The 17,841-nt window shown below is 66.1% G+C and carries 16 protein-coding genes; 5 read left to right on the plus strand and 11 right to left on the minus strand.

The features are described from left to right. Nucleotides 1–96: 96 nt before the first annotated feature. Entirely contained in the window at nt 97–1,896 is a 1,800-nt protein-coding gene (ggt, locus tag OOZ63_RS04180; RefSeq protein WP_266004080.1) for a gamma-glutamyltransferase, read from the minus strand. A gap of 51 nt (nt 1,897–1,947) precedes the next feature. After that, nucleotides 1,948–2,949, minus strand: coding sequence for a sensor histidine kinase (locus tag OOZ63_RS04185; protein ID WP_266004081.1), 1,002 nt, complete (start codon nt 2,947–2,949; stop codon nt 1,948–1,950). 369 nt (nt 2,950–3,318) lie between these two features. On the opposite strand from OOZ63_RS04185, the gene OOZ63_RS04190 reads away from it, so the two are divergent. After that, nucleotides 3,319–3,756, plus strand: coding sequence for a hypothetical protein (locus OOZ63_RS04190; RefSeq protein WP_266004082.1), 438 nt, complete (start codon nt 3,319–3,321; stop codon nt 3,754–3,756). Between the two features lie 15 nt (nt 3,757–3,771). Here OOZ63_RS04190 and OOZ63_RS04195 read toward each other — a convergent pair whose 3' ends face one another. From OOZ63_RS04195 to OOZ63_RS04225, 7 genes are all read right to left on the minus strand, one after another. Next, a complete protein-coding gene (locus tag OOZ63_RS04195; protein WP_266004083.1) occupies nt 3,772–4,524 on the minus strand; it encodes a sulfite exporter TauE/SafE family protein in 753 nt (250 codons plus the stop codon). An 86-nt stretch (nt 4,525–4,610) separates the two neighbouring features. Continuing rightward, on the minus strand, nt 4,611–6,014 hold the full coding sequence (locus OOZ63_RS04200) for a M20 family metallopeptidase (protein ID WP_266004084.1): 1,404 nt from the start codon (nt 6,012–6,014) through the stop codon (nt 4,611–4,613). 23 nt (nt 6,015–6,037) lie between these two features. Then, nucleotides 6,038–6,874, minus strand: a complete 837-nt coding sequence (locus tag OOZ63_RS04205) for an ATP-binding cassette domain-containing protein (RefSeq protein WP_266004085.1) — start codon at nt 6,872–6,874, stop codon at nt 6,038–6,040. Then, nucleotides 6,871–7,872, minus strand: coding sequence for an ABC transporter ATP-binding protein (locus tag OOZ63_RS04210; protein WP_266004086.1), 1,002 nt, complete (start codon nt 7,870–7,872; stop codon nt 6,871–6,873). The genes OOZ63_RS04205 and OOZ63_RS04210 overlap by 4 nt, the downstream gene beginning before the upstream one ends. 10 nt (nt 7,873–7,882) lie before the next feature. Further along, nucleotides 7,883–8,779, minus strand: coding sequence for an ABC transporter permease (locus tag OOZ63_RS04215; protein ID WP_266004088.1), 897 nt, complete (start codon nt 8,777–8,779; stop codon nt 7,883–7,885). Nucleotides 8,780–8,785: 6 nt separating this feature from the next. Then, nucleotides 8,786–9,706 (minus strand): ABC transporter permease, encoded by a 921-nt coding sequence (locus OOZ63_RS04220; protein ID WP_266004090.1) that lies wholly within the window; start codon nt 9,704–9,706, stop codon nt 8,786–8,788. 32 nt (nt 9,707–9,738) lie between these two features. Next, nucleotides 9,739–11,247 carry an ABC transporter substrate-binding protein gene (locus OOZ63_RS04225; protein ID WP_266004092.1) on the minus strand — a complete coding sequence of 503 codons (1,509 nt, stop codon included), beginning with the start codon at nt 11,245–11,247 and terminating at the stop codon, nt 9,739–9,741. Between the two features lie 133 nt (nt 11,248–11,380). Between OOZ63_RS04225 and OOZ63_RS04230 the strand changes: the two genes are divergently transcribed. From OOZ63_RS04230 to OOZ63_RS04245, 4 genes are read left to right on the plus strand one after another with little or no spacing between them, the layout of a single operon-like run. Next, nucleotides 11,381–12,313, plus strand: coding sequence for a LysR family transcriptional regulator (locus OOZ63_RS04230; protein WP_266004094.1), 933 nt, complete (start codon nt 11,381–11,383; stop codon nt 12,311–12,313). A 60-nt stretch (nt 12,314–12,373) separates the two neighbouring features. After that, nucleotides 12,374–12,727, plus strand: a complete 354-nt coding sequence (locus tag OOZ63_RS04235) for a hypothetical protein (RefSeq protein WP_266004095.1) — start codon at nt 12,374–12,376, stop codon at nt 12,725–12,727. Between the two features lie 22 nt (nt 12,728–12,749). Further along, nucleotides 12,750–13,487: a Crp/Fnr family transcriptional regulator gene (locus OOZ63_RS04240; protein WP_266004097.1), complete on the plus strand. Its 738-nt coding sequence runs from the start codon at nt 12,750–12,752 to the stop codon at nt 13,485–13,487. Nucleotides 13,488–13,540: 53 nt separating this feature from the next. Then, nucleotides 13,541–16,093, plus strand: coding sequence for a chemotaxis protein CheB (locus tag OOZ63_RS04245; RefSeq protein WP_266004098.1), 2,553 nt, complete (start codon nt 13,541–13,543; stop codon nt 16,091–16,093). A gap of 132 nt (nt 16,094–16,225) precedes the next feature. Here the strand turns inward: OOZ63_RS04245 and OOZ63_RS04250 are convergent, their stop codons facing one another. Both OOZ63_RS04250 and OOZ63_RS04255 read right to left on the minus strand, forming a co-directional pair. Beyond that, complete coding sequence (locus OOZ63_RS04250) at nt 16,226–17,200, minus strand: hypothetical protein (protein WP_266004099.1); 975 nt, start codon at nt 17,198–17,200, stop codon at nt 16,226–16,228. A 42-nt stretch (nt 17,201–17,242) separates the two neighbouring features. Further along, on the minus strand, nt 17,243–17,671 hold the full coding sequence (locus OOZ63_RS04255) for a hypothetical protein (RefSeq protein WP_266004100.1): 429 nt from the start codon (nt 17,669–17,671) through the stop codon (nt 17,243–17,245). Between the last annotated feature and the right edge of the window lie 170 nt (nt 17,672–17,841).

Here is a 17,841-nt window from a genome sequence, read left to right on the forward strand (position 1 = left end):
ATGGGATGCTCATCGACATCGGCCCAGGCCCCGGACCTTCCCCGGCCCGGCTCGATAATCGCCTGTGAGGCACTCGGCAGGCGAGCCGTCCCCTGCTCAATATCCCATCGCCAACCCGCTATTGCGCCGCGGATCATTGGCGCCGTAGAAGCGGTTCTTGCCGACCGGCTTGCCGCCCAGCGAGGGGGCGCCGATCAGGATGGCGGCCATGTGGTTGGCGGCTTGCGGTGCGCCGAGCTTGTGCCCCTTGGCTTCGAGCAGCGCACGGGTGTCGGGCGAGATCGCAAAGGGCTCCATATTGGTCAGGTCCGGCAGCCACTGCTGGTGAAAGCGCGGCGCGTCCACCGCTTCCTGCACCGTCATGCCGTAGTCGATCACATTGAGCAGCGTGTGTAGCACGGCCGTGATGATGCGGCTGCCGCCCGGCGTGCCGACCACCATGACCGGTTGGCCGCTCTTGCTGACGATGGTGGGGCTCATCGATGACAGCGGGCGTTTGCCCGGAGCGATCACATTGGCCTCGCCCTGCACCAAGCCGTAGATATTGGGCACGCCGATCTTGGCGGTGAAATCGTCCATCTCGTTGTTCAGCAACACGCCGGTACCGGCTGCCGTGACCTTGGCGCCGAACCAGTCATTTAGCGTGTAGGTCACCGAGACCGCATTGCCCCATCGGTCGGCGATCGAGTAGTGCGTGGTGTTGCTGCCCTCGTGCGGCGCGACGCCAGGCTTGATGTCCTTGGAGACGCCTGCCTTGTTCGGATCGATCACGGCGCGGATCTGCGCGGCATAGCCCTTGTCGGTCAGTCTCGCGATCGGGTTCTTGACGAAGTCGGGGTCGCCCAGATAGCTGTTGCGGTCCACATAGGCATGGCGCATTGCCTCGATCTGGTGGTGCACGGCCTGGGCCGAGCGGAAGCCCCAGTCCTTCAGAGGGTAGCCCTCCAAGATGTTGAGCATCTCGCAGATGATGACGCCTCCGCTACTTGGCGGCGGTGCCGAGACGACGCGTAGGCCGCGGTAGTCGCACTCGATCGGCGCCATCTCGCGGGTCGTGTATTGGTCCAGGTCAGCCTGGGTGATGATGCCGCCGCCCCCCTGGCTGCTCTTGACCAGGGCCTCAGCGACCGCGCCCTTGTAGAAGCCGACTGGTCCCTGTGCGCTGATTGCCTTCAGCGTGCGTGCCAGATCTTGCTGCACCAGCTTGTCGCCGACTTCAAAGGGCTCGTCGCCTTTTTTCAGAAAGATCGCCGCCGAGGCCGGGTCCTTGCGGAAGTCGGCGGTGGCGGTGCGCAGCATCTCGATATCGCCCTGGTTCAGCACAAAGCCCTGGTCGGCCAGCGCGACGGCCGGCGCCAGCAGGGCAGGGCGCTTCATCGTGCCGTACTTCTCGCGTGCGTATTCCAGGCCTGACACGCTGCCGGGAACGCCTACGGCCAGATGGCCGTGAGTGCTGAGTCCCTTGATGACGTTGCCGTCCTTGTCCAGGTACATATTCGCGGTCGCGGCCAGCGGCGCCTTTTCCCGGAAGTCCAAGAAAGTCTTGCGGCCGTCGGCCAGTTGCACCGTCATGAAGCCGCCGCCGCCCAGATTGCCGGCGGCTGGATAGACCACGGCCAGCGCATAACCCACGGCCACCGCCGCGTCGATCGCATTGCCGCCGTCCTTCAGCACATCGACGCCGACCCGAGTCGCCAGATGCTGGGCCGAGACCACCATACCGTTCTCGGCGGCCACCGGCGCGGCCGAGGCGGCATGAGCCTGCGACGCCAGACCCGTGCCGATGGCGCAGGCCAGCAGGCCGCCTGCGGTGAGCGTGAGCACCAGGGTGCGACGACGCGAGCCTGTGAATGAAATCAGCGCTCCGCGGGTGGTCGGTTCCATGTCGTTCTTCATCCATGCACTCCTTGGGCTGGGCCTGTCCAGGGCGCCAGGTCTTGCCACAGCTTACTTCAGCTCGTCGCAGTGCGGCGAAGGCCCCGTAGCCATGTGCGCAATGCTCGCAGGCGCGCGCTCGGGCGCGCGGCCGATCTGTGAGCATAGGTTTGGGGCGCAGGCTGCGCTGACACCGATCAGCATTCCATTGGCCGCATCGCTGCGCAGTGTGAAACTGCCAGTGGTTAAGCGCGCGCGTTCGCGCATGCCGGACAAGCCCCAGTGGCCCGGCTTGCCGCCCAGCGCCGTCACAACGGGTGTCATCCCCTCATCGTCGGTCTGCACGAGGACGCGGCAGGCTTCGTCGTCATAGTGCGGGGTCACCTCGATGCGGCTGGCGTCAGCATGCCGGAAAGCACTTAAGAGCGCCTCGTGGGCGATCGAGCACATCTCTTCGCGCATGAGTGGCAGACGCGGGCGAGTGCGCCCCCGCACGCTGAGGCTCAAGCCGGCGCTCTGGTGGCGAGCTAGGCCCTGTCCCGAGGTCGCCAGTGCCTCCTTTACAGATTCACAGGACGGGCTGAGCCTGAGCTCGCTGAGCCGGTTGAGGCCCTCGATCAGCAGCCTGTCGGCGAGGTCGAGCACCCGCTCAAGTTGCTCGCGGGTCTGTGCCGGTGCGCGCTGAGGTGCGTCGAGCGCTACTGCCTGCAGTCGCAACACCAGTGCGTAGAAGCCTTGCGGCAAAGTGCCATGCAGATCGCGGGCGAACCGTTCGCGCGCTTGCCGCCATACGCGCAGTCGCTCCTGCGCCCGCGCGGCCATGCGCCGCGAGCACAGCATCACCAGCAGTAGCAGGCCCATGAAGCAGCGCAGCACGACGCCAGTCCGGAACCACGCTGCCTGGGTCAGCGTCGGCGGTATCTTGATCGGCAGCGAGTCTGGGCTGGGGCTCCAGACGCCGTCCTCGGCGGTCCAGGCGGTATGGTGCAGATGGGGCGGCGGCGCGCTGCACCCCGCTGCGATCGACGAGGGCGGCGGCGCGCTGGCCGGTGCGGGCAGTATGGCCGGCAGCAACGTCAGCCCAAAGACAGCACACAGATTTGGTGGCGCCAGCGCCGATACCGTGTTGCGGCGCCGGTAGAAACGAATGCACAGGCCGGCAAAGGGAACGACATGGAGGCTGGCAGGGTCACCGAAGATGAGGGACGCCCATCGCCACGGAACAAGGGGTGGCGCTCGTCTGCCCAGGCCCTACGCTGGACTGTCGCGGCAGCCAAGACGGTGACTCACAGTTTCTGCCAAAACAGGGCGGCATTGGGGCTGCATCTCCCGGAATTCGGTCGTGATTGATGCGCAACACTCGGACGCACAGTTCCAGCGAGAGGGTTTCGCTGAGACGGACGCCTTTCCGACTGGATGTACACGCTTGCAGGGATACCCATCGTGAGAATCGACACCGCACCGGCATACGCCCCTGCCGCTCAGCGCACGGCGACGCGCTCGCGCGCGCAAGAGCCACCCTCATCGGCCGCAGCCGAGCCGATCTCACCCGGTGCGGGAAGTCCGCAGTCCAACCAGGCCGACTTCAGCCACATGAGCAGGGCTGAGCTGTTCGACTGGATGAACGCGCAAATCAAGAGCGGCGAGATGTCCTTGAGCGACAGCTCGGGGTTTCTCGGCATGACGCTGAGGATGCCGGTCTCGGGCGCTGCCGCAACACTGGACGATCAGGAGAGGGTCGACTTCATGCAACTCGCACAGGACGGCATCAGCTGGGCCGAGCAGCACAATGAGAAGGCACAGCAGCGGATGCTGCAGCGCGCCTTGGCAATGATGCAGCAGCATCAGGGCCAGGGCATACGTGTCGATGTGTTGGCCTAGCTCCTCCGCCCCGGTTCAAAGTCGTTGCAGCAACTGCGGCACGGCCGAGGCCAGCAGGGCCAGGCCCGACAGGGTCAGCAGGCTCAGCACCAGACGGCGAAAGGCCGTCTCCGAGATGCTGCGATACAGCCGCGCGCCGAGCAGACTGGGCAACAGCAGCGCTGGCGCGACCACGGCGAACATCGGTAGCATCTCACGGGTGACGAAGCCCTGGCCCAGATAGATGGCCATTGTGACGCTCAGCGCGGCCAGGTTGAAGTTCTGGATGATGGCGCGCTGCTTGTCCTTGGCGAAGCCGCGCAGGGTGCACCACAGCGTCGGGATCGTGCCGGTGAAACCACCGATGCCGCCCATCACCCCGCCCAGCGCGCCGGCGATGCCGTCGGCCATGCGCCCGCCGTGCCGGATGTGAGGCAGTCTGGCGCTGGCCAGCATGGCCGGGCACCACAGCACCAGGAACAGACCGAGCCCCGCCTTGAACCAAGGCACGTCTAGCACCGGCAGGATGGCCACGCCGATCGGAATGCCGGCGGCACCGCCGAGCAAAAAGGGCAGCAGCGCCCGCCACTCGAAGCCGCGCCGCATAGTCACGGCCGCGACGATCTGGCCGGTCAGCGAGCCGAACACCGCCAGCGAGGCGGCCAGCATCGGCTCCAACGACCAGGCCCAGAAGGACATCGCGGTGAGGCTGAAGCCAAAGCCCGACAGGCCCTGAACAAAGCCGGCGACGACGGCGCCGACCACGATGACAAACCACTGTGCTTCCATTGAGCTCCATCCACTCCTCGCGCAGGATCTGCCGCCCGATGCGGGGCGGCCAAAGCCCAGTGTAGACAGCCGCCGCCTTCAGCCTCTCACGCCCGTTGTCGCATCACTGCCGGCCCTTCCTCGGCAAGATCCCAGAACATCCCCGCCATTATCTGCAGCGCCTCACGGCTCAGGTCGGCCAGGATGTGCTCGTTGGGCGCGTGCTGGGAGCAGGCGGCGTACGAGTGCGGCACCCACAGCGTCGGCAGGCCCAGGGTTTCGGAGAACACATCGTTGGGCAGCGAGCCACCCAGATTGGGCAGTAGGGCCGGCGTCTTGCCGCTGCTGCGCTCCATCGAGGCCAGGCCCCATCGCACCCAGGCATCATCGGGGTCAAGCCTTGTCGCCGCCATGTGAACATCGGTGCCGCGCACCTCGACATCATCGAAGCCTTGGGCCTCCAGGTGCTCTCGGATGTGATGCAGAAACTGCGCCGGATCGCTGCCGACGACATATCGCATGTGGCAGTGCGCGCGCGCTGTCGGCGGAATCGCGTGCACCGGCATCGTCGGGTTGCCGCAGGTGAACGCCAGAACCTCCAGGCTGTTCCAGCCGATCACTCGCTCGGTCGGCGTCAGGCCGGGTTCGCCCCAGTCCGGGTCGATCTCGGGATCGTCCGGGCCGCCGCCGACCTCGATGAGCTTCAGCGCGCTGCGCACGCTGGCCGGCAGTTCGGGCGGCAATAAGCCGGGCACCAGGATGCGGCCGTTTTCGTCGACCAAGCTGGCAATCGCGTGGGCCAGGCGGATGCCGGGGTTGCGCAGCAGGCCGCCCCAGTTACCCGAGTGGTGGCCGCCATCGCGCAGCTTCAGATGCAGGTCGAAATTGAAGACGCCGCGCGAGCCGAGGAACATCGTCGGCTTGCCGGCCGCAACGCGCGGGCCGTCAGAGGCTAAGAAGAGGTCGGCCTTCAGCAGCTCGGCATGCAGCGCGCAGACTTCGTTGAGTCCGGGCGAGCCATCCTCCTCGCCCATCTCCAGGATGACCTTGACGTTGTAGCCCAGCTTGCCTGCGCGCACCGCGAGCACCTGTTCCAGCGCGCTCAGATTGATGCTGTGCTGACCTTTGTTGTCGGCGGTGCCGCGGCCATACCAGCGATTGCCTTCGACGACGACATTCCAGGGCTTGAGGCCTTCGCGCCATTGCGCGTCATAGCCGCGCACGACGTCGCCGTGGCCATAGGTCAGCACCGTGAAGGCGGCGCCGGGCTCGATGCGCTCGGCCAGCAAGAAGGGGCTCTTCCCGGCCACCGGGTTTGAGACGATTCGAGAGCGAAAACCCAGGGTCTGCAGATAGGGCGCGATCTCTTCGTCCAGGTAGGCGTGCAGGATGGGCCCGCTGGCCGGGTCCTGGCTCTCGGTCTTGTAGGCGACGCGGCGTGCCAGCGTCTGCAGGAAGCGCCCATCGTCGAAAGTGGCGAGGGTCTGGGCGATGGCTTGTTCGCGGCTCATGTGCGGAGTCTCCTTCGGTGAAATCAGGCGACCGCGACGCGGTCGATATCGGGGATGCCCAGACCCGGCTCGGGGGTCAGCGCCGAGGCCAGCAGCCGGCGGGTGTAGGCATGTACCGGGCGGTCGAAGATCTGCTCGCGCGTGCCGAGTTCGACGATTTGGCCTTTGTACATCACCGCCACGCGATCGACCAGATGCTCGACAACGCCGAGGTCATGGCTGATGAAGAGATAGGTGAGGCCGAACTCGGCCTTGAGGTCCATCAACAGGTTCAGGATCTGGGCCTGGACCGAGACGTCCAACGCCGAGGTCGGCTCGTCGCAGATCAGGATGTCGGGCCGCAACACGAGCGCGCGCGCAATGGCCACCCGCTGGCGCTGGCCGCCGGAGAGCTGGCTCGGGTACTGGCCGTGTGTGCGCTCAGGCAGACCCACCAGGTCCAACATCTTCTTAACAGTGGCCTGCTGCGCGGCGGCCGTGCCGACCCGGTGCAGTCGCAGCGGCACGGTGACGCTGTCGGCCACGGTGCGACGCGGGTTCAGCGACGAATAAGGGTCTTGGAAGATGGGCTGGATGCGGCGAGCCAGCGCACGGCGCTCTCTCGGATTGACCTCCTTGCCGTCGACCAGCACATTGCCTGCGCTGGGCTTGAGCAGGCCTAGCAGGATCTTGGCTAGCGTGCTCTTGCCGCAGCCCGATTCGCCGACCAGGCCCAGGGTCTCACCGCGCCGGATACGCAGCGAGATGTTGTCCACCGCCGTGATCACGCCCGGAGCGCGGAACAGGCCGCGCTTGAGCTTGAAGCGGCGACTCAGCGCGCAGAGCTCCAGCGCGATGTCCTTGTCATTCGCTTCGATCATGCGGCCTCCGCGATCAGTGCTGCCACGTCGGGGCGGGCCGACACGCAACGGACTTGGTGTCGCTCATTGAGTGGCACGTTCAGCGGCGCCTGTTGACACAGGTCCTGAGCCTGCGGACAGCGGTTCGCGAAGGCGCAGCCTTCGACCGGCCCGATCAGGCTGGGCACCACGCCGGGGATCGACTGCAGACGGCTGCCCGGCAGCGTCTTGCCGCGCACCGGGATGCAGCCCAGCAGGCCGCGGGTGTAGGGGTGTGTCGGCCTGGCGAACAGCTCGGCCACCGGCGCGGTCTCGACGACCTGGCCGGCATACATCACAGCGACCCGGTCGGCGATGCGCGCCACCACCCCCAGGTCATGGGTGATGAAGACCACTGCGGTTGCGAACTCCTGCTGCAGCTCGCGGATCAGCCGCAGGATCTGGGCCTGGATGGTCACATCCAGCGCCGTGGTCGGTTCGTCGGCAATGATCAGCTCGGGCTCGCACATCAGCGCCATTGCGATCATCACGCGCTGGCGCAGGCCGCCGGAGAGCTGGTGGGGATATTGGCCCAGGCGCTCGGCTGCCTGAGGCACGCCAGCGCGCTCCAGCAGGTACACCGCCCGCTCGCGGGCCTGGGCGGCGCTGACCTTGCGATGCGCGCGCAGGGCTTCGCAGAGCTGGTCGCCCAAGGTGTAGGAGGGGTTCAGCGATGTCATTGGCTCCTGGAAGATCATCGCGATGCGGGCACCGCGCAGCCGCGCCATTTCACGCTCCTTGAGCCGCTGCAGGTCCGGGCCGGCGAAGCGGATGTGATCGGCACTGCGCTGGGCCTTGCGCGGCAGCAGTCCCATCAACGCCAGCGAAGTCATCGACTTGCCGCAGCCCGATTCACCGACCAGGCACAGCATCTCGCCGCGCCGCACCTGGAAGTCGATGCCGCGCACCGCGTGCAGCAGACCGCGCTCGGTGGGCAGGTCCACGCGCAGGTTTTTTACGTCCAGCAGAACGTCGCTCATCGGGGTCCCTTCAATTGCGGCCATCAGGGGCCGTGATATCTCGGATGCCGTCGCCGACCAGATTGATCGCCAGCACCAGCAGCGCCAGCACCAGGCCCGGAAGCACAATGACCCAGGGCTGGAAGAACATATAGGCCTTGCCCTCGGCCACCATCAGGCCCCAGGAGGGTGTTGGCGGCTGAACGCCAAGGCCCAGGAATGACAAGGTCGATTCGAGCAGGATGGCGTGAGCCATCTCCAAGGTGGTGACCACTGTCAGCGCACTCATCAGATTCGGCAGCAGCTCGCGCAGCAGGATGTATGGCGTCGACGCGCCCAGCGCCTTGGCAGCGGCGATGAACTCGGCGTCGCGCAGTTGCTGGGTAGCCGAGCGGGTGACGATCGCGAACCGGTCCCACAGCAGTAGACCCAGCAGTACGATCACGACCTTCAGCGAACCTCCCACCAGCGAGCTCATCGCCAGCGCGACCAGCACCACTGGCATCGCCAGCCGTGTCGTGATCATGTAACTGACCACCGCATCGACCTTGCCGCCGAAATAGCCGGCCAGCAGACCCATGGTCGTACCGATAAGGCCCGAGATCAGCGCGGCCGACAAGCCGATCAGCAGCGAGACGCGTGCGCCGTACAACAAGCGGCTGAGATAGTCGCGGCCCAGCTTGTCGGTGCCCAGCATGTGCTCCCAGGAGCCGCGCTCATGCCAGACCGGTGGGATCAGGCGCTGGCTGATGTCTTGCGCGAAGGGGTCATGCGGCGCGATCCAGGGCGCGAACAGCGCTGCTAGCGCGATGGCGCCGAGGATGATGGCGCCCAAGGTCAGGCCGTGATGGCCCAATACGCGACGCAACCAGCGAGGCAGCGCGGGTTGGGTCAGGGGCGCAGGCAGGGTATGTGTGGTGGACGTCATGGCGGCTCACTCCTTGGTGCGCATGCGCGGATCGAGCGCGGCGTTCAGTACATCGGCGGCAAAAGTCAGCGCGATGTAGAAACTGGCGATGATCAGTACGACCGCCTGCACGACTGGGTAGTCGTTGCGCGCGATCGAATCCCAGGCCAGCTGGCCCAGACCCTGCAGCGAATAGACCGACTCGATCACCACCGAGCCACCCAGCATGAAGCCCAGCTCCACCGCGGCCAGCGCGACCACCGGGATGATGGCGTTGCGCAGCGCATGTTTGAAGATCACGCGTGCTGGGCTCAGGCCCTTGGCACGGGCGGTGCGGATGTAGTCCGAGCCCAGCACGTCCAGCATGCCGGCGCGTGTCAGGCGCATCAGCGAAGGCATCGCGTAGTAACCCAGTGCGATGGCCGGGAGCACGAAATGCAGCCAGCTCTCGTTGCCCGCTACCGGCAGCCATTGCAGGCCGACCGCAAAGATCAGGATCAGGGTCAGCGCGAACCAGAAGTTCGGCATTGCCTGGCCGACGACAGCAATCATCAGAGCGAGGCGGTCGACCCAGCTGTCGCGATAGATGGCGGCCAGAACCCCGAGCGGGATCGCCACCGCGACGGCCAGCAGCAGGGCCACCGCGCCGAGCTTGAGCGTGATCGGTAGACGCTCGCCAATCAGCTCCATCACGGTGTTCTGGAAATAGAAGGAGCGGCCGAAATCCAGCTGCGCCGCCGCGCCCAACCAGTCGAAGAACTGCGTGGTTATCGGCCGGTTCAGGCCATATTGCGCACGGATCTTCTCGATGTCGGCCGAGGTCGACTCGGCCCCCGCGATGGCGGTGGCCAGGTCGCCCGACAGATGCAGCAGCATGAAGCTGAGCACGGCGACCGTCAGCATCACGCTGGCGGCCACCAGCAGTCGTCGCAAGATGTAGATGAGCATGGCAGCGGCTCCCGGCTTTCCTTCTGTTTTGCTTACTTCCAGCTCGCCTTGAAAAACCGCGGCAGCTCGTCCGGCTGGGCTTCGAACTTGAGATCGGAGGTGAAGGCGTAGTTGGTCGAGTACGAGAACATCGGTGCCCAGAAGGCCTCGGTGGAGATACGTTGCAGCGCCTTCGCGTACTTGCTCTTGCGCTCGGCCTTGTCGACGGTGGCGTCGGCGGTCTGCAGCAGCGCGATGGTCTGCGGGTCCTTTGCGGTGTCGTCGGGGCCGCCTTTGAAGTAGTTGCCGACGAAAGCCGACGCATCGTTGATCGAGAACGAGCCCCATGCCTGGAAGGAGAGCGGCGCGCGGCCCGAGCGCAACTCGGTGCGCAGCGCCGGGTACTGGACGAAGTGCAGGCGCGCTCGGATGCCGACCTTGCGCAGGTCTCCGATGATGGCCTCGGCGTAGTCGCGCTCGCGGTAGGCCCAGAGGTCGGTGTCAAAGCCGTTGGCGTAGCCGGCCTCGGCCAGCAAGGCTTTGGCTTTAGTGGGGTTGTAGTCGTACTTGACGACGCTCGTGGTGTCGCAACCGAACTGGGTGCGGAAGCAGGGCGCATAGACCGGCTGGCTGCCGCCACGCACCAGGTTGTCGGCCATGCCCTTGCGGTTGATTGCGTGGTTCAGTGCCTGGCGCACGCGGGCGTCCTTGAAAGGGGCGCTCTCCGGTGTCGTGCCATTGTTGTTGATGGACATGAAGCCCACGCGCATGGTCTCGCCGCTGAGCACGGTCATCTTGGGCATGGCCTTGAACGACTCGGCCTGGTCGGCCGGCACACGCCAGATCCAGTCGACCGCGCCGGTCATCAGCTGGGCAGCGCGCGCCTCCGGGTCGCGGATCACGACGAACTTGACGGTGCCGATCTGAGGCTGGCCCAGCGGGCTGTCCTTGAAGTAGACGGGGTTCTTGACCATGGTCACGCCCTGGCCCGGGGTGACTGCCGTGATCTTGTAGGGGCCGGTGCCGATGGGGGCCTTGCTGAAACCTTCCAGGCCGACCTTCTTGAAGTAGGCGCCCGGATAGATCGGGGTCGGGCCGGCCAGGTATTCGAGCGCGGCCGGGAAGGGAGTCTTCAGGTTGATGCGCACCTGGGTCTCGCTGACCTTGACCACGTCTTTGATCCAGTCGGTGTTCTGGCGCGTCGCGATCTTGGCGTCGGGGCCGGTCACGGTATTGAAGGTGAACACGACATCGTCGGCGGAGAACTTGTCGCCGTTGTGGAAAGTGACACCGGTCCGCAAGGTCAACAGCAGGGCGGTCGGTGACTCCCACTTCCAAGCGGTGGCCAGCTGCGGCTTGTACTCGCCGGTCTTCAGGTCGCGGTGGATCAGCGTGTCCCAGGCCATGTTTGCCAGGATCACGCCCTCACGCATATTGTTGTGATAAGGACTGACGTTCTCGACCTCGTTGTCCGAGGCGTAGACCAGGGTGTCGTTGGCCTTGCCCGCATGGGCGGCAAGCATGGAGCACATCAGCAGGGCGGCGATAGCAGTCAGGCGCATGGCGGTCGATTCCTTCGTCAGTTCGAGCGAAAAACATCGCGATGTCGGCAAGAATGCGGGCAGCGCAAGCTTTGCGCCATTTCAAAATTTCGAGAGCTGCGATGCCAAAAAGGCAAGGCAAGCGTTAACCCTGATGTCCAACAATCCCCTCGTTGCCCGCCAGCTGCAGGACACCGCGCTGCGCTATTTCCTTGAGGTGATCCGGTGCGGATCGATCAGCGAAGCCTCGCAGCGCCTGAACGTCGCCGGCTCCTCGATCAGCCGCCATATCGCCCAGCTGGAGGACCTGCTGGGTGCAAGCCTGTTCGACCGCCATGCGCGTGGCATGGTGCCTAGTGCAGCCGGTGAGGTGCTTGCCGTGCATGCACTGAAGTCGGCCCACGACGCCGAGCGCGCGGTGCACGACATCCAGGCGCTCAAGGGCATGCAGCGCGGCCGCGTGCACCTGGCCTCGACGGAGGGCTTCTCGATGGAGTTCATGCCGCGCTTGATCGCCGACTTCTCGCGCCAGCATCCGGGCATCCAGTTCCATCTCTCGGTCGACCCGCCGGCCGAGGCGACGCGCCGGGTGCTGCAGGGTGATGCCGACATCGGCATCACGATGAGTCGTAGTGCCGAGAAGGACCTGAAGGTCGAGCACTCACAACCCTCGCCAGTGCTGGCGGTGATGCGCGCCGGCCATCCGCTGACGCGCTTCAAGCAGGTCGGCCTGTCGCAACTGCTGGCCTATCCGATTGCGCTGCCAGAGCAGGACACCACGGTGCGCCAGCTCTTCGATATCGCCTGTAGCCGCCAGCGCCTGAACGTCGCGCCCATCCTGACCAGCAATTACATCGGCAGCCTGTTCGGCTTTCTGCGTCACCAGGAGGAGGGCGTGACAATCTCGGGCGAGATCTCGATCCGCTACCAGGTCGACCGCGGCGAACTGGCCTGCGTGCGCCTGCGCGACCGCGGCTTGGACTTGCGAAACATCGTGGTGCAGACCTTGATGGGCCGTACGCTCTCGCATGCGGCCCAGGCCTTTCTGAAGTATTTAAAGGCGCAATTGGGCGCTGCCCCAGCTTGAGTGCGTCTTGTGGGGGGTACTATCACGGTTCTCGTGCAACGCAATCCCAGGGAGGACTAAATGTCCATGCATGCAGTTGACCCGAGCAAGCTATCAGAGTTGCGCCAGCATGCCGAGGCACGCCTGCACGGCGGCCAGGCACCCAAGACCCTGGGGTGGAGTAGCAGTGCGCAGGCCCTGAGCCTGCTGCACCGTCTGGCCAGCGATCCGGCCAGTGCGGCCGACGCGCTGAAGCTGCTGCACGAGTTGCAAGTGCATCAGGTGGAACTGGATCTGCAGCATGAGCAGATGGAACAGCAATTGCTGGAGCTCAGCGAGGCTTTGTGCCGCGCCGAGCAGCGCGGCGATGCGCTGCAGGCCATGGTTGAGAGTGCCGGCCTGCGTGCGGCGCCCATGCCAGCGCTGCGCGCCTGAGTGGCCCGGAGGCCTGCCTGCGATGGGACATGCACTCGCCCGCCCGTTGCTCGCTTGCGAGCCCGAGACGCCGGCCAACCGACTGCTGACGGCGCTCAGCGAGGCCGACCAGAAAGGCCTTTGGGCCGACTTGGAGCCGGTGCAGCTGCGCTATGGCCAAGTGATTCAGGAGCCCGGCCTGGACCTGAAGTATTTGTATTTCCCGATCAGCGCCGTGGTCAGCCTGCTGTGCCCGACCGAAAACGGCGCGGCCACGCAGATTGCGGTCGTCGGCAACGAAGGAGCGGTTGGCGTTGCCCTGTTCATGGGCGGCGGAAGCATGCCCGGCCGGGCCTTCGTGCAATGTGCCGGTCAGGCCTGGCGCATCAAGGCGGTGCCGCTGCTGGCGGAGTTTCATCGCGGCGGTGCGCTGACCCAATTGCTGCTGCGCTCCACCCAGGCCCTGATCACGCAGATGGCGCAGACGGCGGTGTGCAACCGGCGCCACGGGTTGGAGCAGCAGCTCTGCCGCTGGCTCCTGCTGAGCCTGGACCGCCTGAGAGGCAATGAGATGGTGATCACCCACGAAACCATTGCCGGATTGCTGGGAGTGCGCCGCGAAGGCGTCACCGAGGCTACTGGCCATTTGCGCGAGCTGGGACTGATCGAGGGCAGCCGCGGCCATATCACCGTGCTGGACCGCCAGGGACTGGAAGCTCGGGCCTGCGAGTGCTACCGGGTGGTGCGCCGAGAGTGCGATCGCTTGCTGCCGCCCCTCTGACCCGCCTGGGCGCCGGGGGATACTCGCCGCGCCGCCATTTTCTTCGCGCCCCCATGAGTCCATCGGACGTCGTGCCCACATCCCCACCCCAGAGTGCCGCCGTCTGCCCCCGCATCGTCGGGCTGGGCGCGTCGGCCGGGGGGCTGGTGGCGCTAGAGCAATTTCTGGCCCAGGTACCGGCGCGCAGCGGCCTGGCCTATATCGTGGTCCAGCATCTCGATCCGACGCAGAAGGCGCTGCTGCCCGAGCTGCTGCAGCGGGTGACGGTGCTGCCGGTGCGCCAGGCCCAGGCGCAGCAGCTCATAGTGCCCGACAGCGTCTACGTAATCGGCCCGAACACCGAGCTGAGCGTGGCGGGCGGGCGGCTGCAACTGGCCCCGCCCTCGGAGCCGCGCGGTCTGCGATTGCCCGTCGATGTGCTGTTCTCCTCGCTGGCCCGTGAGCAGGGGCGGCAAGCCATCGCGGTGGTCTTGTCAGGCATGGGGGCCGACGGCACGCTGGGGCTGCAGGCCGTGCATGCGGTGGGCGGGCTGGGTGCGGCACAGGCGCCCGAGACCGCGCAGTTCGATGCGATGCCAAAGAGCGCGATCGCCACCGGCTGCGTGACTCTGGTCGAGCCGCCGCAGGCGCTGCCGGGCCGCATCCTGTCCTGGCTGGCGTGCGAGCCGGCGTCGGCCGCTCAGCCCGGGGATCTGCAGCGCATCTTCGGCTTGCTGCGGCAGCGCACCGGACATGACTTCTCGCTCTACAAGCCCAGCACCCTGCATCGCCGCATCGAGCGGCGCATGGCAATCCACGCGCTGACGAGCATGGCCGGCTATGCAGACTTCCTCAGTGAGAACCCGCAGGAGGTGGAGCTGCTGTTCAAGGAACTGCTGATCGGGGTGACCCGCTTCTTCCGCGATGGCCCTGTTTGGCAGCAACTGGCCGAGCAGACGCTGCCGGAGCTGCTGGCGCGCCGCGCCGGCCAGACCCAGCTGCGCGCCTGGGTGGTCGGCTGCTCCACTGGCGAGGAGGCCTACTCGCTGGCCATTGTGTTTGCCGAAGTGGTGCAGCGCCTGCCCCAACACCGCAGTTGCAGCTTGCAGATCTTTGCGTCGGACCTGAGCCCGGACGCGATTGGCAGCGCGCGCCGGGGCCAGTACCCGGCTGCGCTGCGCGAGCAGATCTCGCCGCAGCGGCTGGCGCGCTTCTTCACCGTGCACGAGGGTGGGTATCGCATAGGCAAGAGCATCCGCGACAGCGTGCTGTTCGCACAGCACGATGTGCTGTTGGACCCCCCGTTCACCAAGCTCGACCTGCTTTGCTGCCGCAATCTGATGATCTACTTCGACGCGGCGCTGCAGCGCCGGCTGCTACCGCTGTTTCACTACAGCCTTCGGCCCGGCGGTGTACTGCTGCTGGGCAGCTCCGAAACAGTGGGGCGCTTCACCCATCTGTTTGGCGCGATCGACTCGAAGCTGCGTCTGTACCTGCGCCAGGACCATGCTGTCGCCGGCAGCGAATTCATGATGACGTCGTTCCCCCCTCTTACAAAGCTCAGCCAGGAGTCCGTCTTGAGCTCTAGCCAATCCCCCGCTGCGGGTCCCGAGAACCCCGAGAGCCTGCAGGTGGCGGCCGACCATCTGCTGCTGCAGGTGCATGCGCCGCCGGCCGTGGTGGTGAGCCCGGCCGGCGACATCGTCTACATCAGCGGTCGCACCGGCAAGTATCTGGAACCGGCATCCGGCAAGGCCAACTGGAACTTCCATGCAATGGTGCGCGAGGGCCTGCGCGCGCCGGTCAGCGAGGCTCTTCGCCAGGTGGTTCTGCAAGACGAGCCGGTGCTGCTGCGCGGCTTGCACCTGCCGGCCATGCCCGGCGTGCAGACGGTCGATGTGACGGTGCAGGCGGTGCGCGAGCCCGGGGTGCTGCAGGGCATGGTGATGATTGTGTTCCGCGATGTCGCCGCGCTGCCGGCCGGCCGCGGCCGGCGCAAGACGCCGCCCGTCCCGGACGTCTCGGCCGAGCTGCAGCAGTGCCGCGACGAGATCCAGGCACTGCGAGAGGAGGCGCGGGCGACGAAGGAGGAGCTGCAGTCGGCGAACGAGGAGCTGCAGTCCACCAACGAAGAGCTCCAATCGGCGAACGAGGAGTTGACCACCTCAAAGGAGGAAATGCAGTCGATGAACGAGGAGCTGCAAACCGTCAATGCCGAGATGCAGACCAAGCTTGACGATCTTGCGCTGGCGCAGAGCGATATGAGGAATCTGCTCAACAGCACCGATATCGCGATGCTCTTCCTGGACCAGGGCCTGAATGTGCGACGCTTCACCGAGCGTGCATCCAAGCTGATCAATCTGCGCGACAGCGACATCGGCCGGCCGCTCAGCGACCTGACCACCAGCCTGCAGTACCCCGACCTGCATGAGGACGCGCACGAGACGCTGCGCACGCTGGTGTTCTCCGAGAAGCAGATCCTGAGTAGCGATCAGCGCTGGTTCTCGGTGCGCATCATGCCCTACCGGCGCCTCGATAACGTTATCGACGGCGCGGTGATCACCTTTGTCGACATCACCGCGACCAAGGAGCTGGAGGCACGCCTGCGACTGGCCTCGAAGGCCTGAGGTCCGGGCCTTAGATATTCGCCATCGCGAGGAAGTCCAGCAGGCTGGAGCCGCCCAGCGTCGCGAAGGGCAGTAGCACGGCTTGAGCAGCGGCTGCTGCGAGAACGGTGAGAAGGCGCCTTCGTCGAGCGTCTAGATGCGCTCGCGCAGCGCCTGCAGCTCCAGCAGCTCCAGCAGCTTATCGTGCACATCATTGCCCAGCACGCCGATGGCGCGCAGACCGGCGCCGTCGACGCCGCCGGCATGCACTTTACGGTCGCGTTCGCGCTGCCGCACTGCCAGCCGGCGCAGGTAGTCGTACTGGCTCTGGCCATCGGCGCGCTCGATAAAGCTGCCGTCGCTGCGGCGCCCGGCGTCCTTGGCGGCGTTGCCGTCCTTCGCACCGCCGCTCGTCGACGGCGCGCTGCCGTGCTCGGGCATCAGGCCGTCGAGGCCGCGGACATTGTGGAAGCGGTTGACGCAGGAACCTTTGTCCTCGTCTTCGGCGATGCGGAACTCGCGCCGCAGGCTGCGGCCGTACAAGGTTTCCCATTCGGCGACGATGGCGATCTGATGCGGCGAGTCGGCATGCTGGGTCCGGACGCGGCAGATCTCGCGGTCGCGCTCCTGGCGGGCCTCGCTGTTGCCACCGGGCTTGGGACTGGCGCGCATTTTCAGACCCCGCATCCCCAGCTCGTTCACCGGACTGGCAGCCAGCGACTTGTCGTCACCGATGGTGTGCAGCAGCGTGATGCCCTTGCGCTGAAAATTGGCACCCAGGGTTTCGTTGCGCGCGCGCCAGGTGTCCTCCAGCAGCTTGGCGTCGGATACCGTCGCGGCCAGCGAGTAAAAGCGCAGGTCCCAGCCCTTGAAGTGGTCTATCTTGATACTCTTGTCTTCTCTGTTCCGTACCATCGCGTGCAGCTTGTCCGACCCCATCGGACCCAGCGCGCACCACAGCCGCCGCGAGGGCTTAGCGATCGGCGCACCGGGCTCGAGCTGGCGGAGTAAATCTCGCCAAGTATCGAAAGGCTCTACGTAGAGCGGGTCGTTGTCCAGCCACAGCACCAGCACCGGGTGGGCTGCGGGCTGGCGGCCCGGCAGTGGCTTGAACCATTTGTAAGGCACGGCCTCGGGCAGCGTGCGCGGCGGCTGGCTCTATGGCAGGAATTAGCCCAGATGCTCAGTGTCGGCTGGCGCGTAGTCGGCCGCGATGAGTGCCGCCAGCACGGCAAAACGCATACGCCGCCGACTCTCGACCGACTCGGCATAGGGACCACCTGAGATCATCGTCGCCAGCACGATGATGCGGCCGGCCCGGTCGCCCGCCGACAGATGTGTGGCGATCTCTCGCTTGAAGGCGGCCAAGCCTTGATGCTTGCGTTTCAGCTTCTGCTGCTCGACCCGGCCGAGCTTGTGTAAACGCTCGTCGCGGGCGGGCGTCACCGAACCCAGCAGGGCATGCCACAGCCGTGCGTCGACATCCTGGACCGCAAAGCGCTGCTCGATGCGCGGCTCGTTGTCGGCCTGCCGCGTGCTCTGCAGCAGCGGCTCGCGCAGCACGAAGGCACCGGCCGCCAGTAGCAACCCGCCAGCCAACCGCTGCTCAGCAGCCCGCTGCCACCCAACCTTGATTCCGTGCTCATTGCGACTCCCTGCCGATCCATGTTCGGCTTGGTCGGACACTAGGTGCCTGCCCGGCGCAACGCATCCGATGGACAAGGGTGTTGCGCGGTGCGTCCGGCGCGATCGGGGCAATCCGTCCTGCG

The sequence above is a fragment of the Paucibacter sp. PLA-PC-4 genome (assembly GCF_026241155.1).
Lineage (GTDB): Bacteria > Pseudomonadota > Gammaproteobacteria > Burkholderiales > Burkholderiaceae_C > Roseateles_E.

Bases quoted from the DNA above. Each gene is read 5' to 3' on its own strand.
- ggt (WP_266004080.1), bottom strand. From the start codon at position 1,896: ATGAAGAACGACATGGAACCGACCACCCGCGGAGCGCTGATTTCATTC.
- OOZ63_RS04195 (WP_266004083.1), bottom strand. From the start codon at position 4,524: ATGGAAGCACAGTGGTTTGTCATCGTGGTCGGCGCCGTCGTCGCCGGC.
- OOZ63_RS04200 (WP_266004084.1), bottom strand. From the start codon at position 6,014: ATGAGCCGCGAACAAGCCATCGCCCAGACCCTCGCCACTTTCGACGAT.
- OOZ63_RS04205 (WP_266004085.1), bottom strand. From the start codon at position 6,874: ATGATCGAAGCGAATGACAAGGACATCGCGCTGGAGCTCTGCGCGCTG.
- OOZ63_RS04210 (WP_266004086.1), bottom strand. From the start codon at position 7,872: ATGAGCGACGTTCTGCTGGACGTAAAAAACCTGCGCGTGGACCTGCCC.
- OOZ63_RS04215 (WP_266004088.1), bottom strand. From the start codon at position 8,779: ATGACGTCCACCACACATACCCTGCCTGCGCCCCTGACCCAACCCGCG.
- OOZ63_RS04220 (WP_266004090.1), bottom strand. From the start codon at position 9,706: ATGCTCATCTACATCTTGCGACGACTGCTGGTGGCCGCCAGCGTGATG.
- OOZ63_RS04225 (WP_266004092.1), bottom strand. From the start codon at position 11,247: ATGCGCCTGACTGCTATCGCCGCCCTGCTGATGTGCTCCATGCTTGCC.
- OOZ63_RS04230 (WP_266004094.1), top strand. From the start codon at position 11,381: ATGTCCAACAATCCCCTCGTTGCCCGCCAGCTGCAGGACACCGCGCTG.
- OOZ63_RS04235 (WP_266004095.1), top strand. From the start codon at position 12,374: ATGTCCATGCATGCAGTTGACCCGAGCAAGCTATCAGAGTTGCGCCAG.
- OOZ63_RS04240 (WP_266004097.1), top strand. From the start codon at position 12,750: ATGGGACATGCACTCGCCCGCCCGTTGCTCGCTTGCGAGCCCGAGACG.
- OOZ63_RS04245 (WP_266004098.1), top strand. From the start codon at position 13,541: ATGAGTCCATCGGACGTCGTGCCCACATCCCCACCCCAGAGTGCCGCC.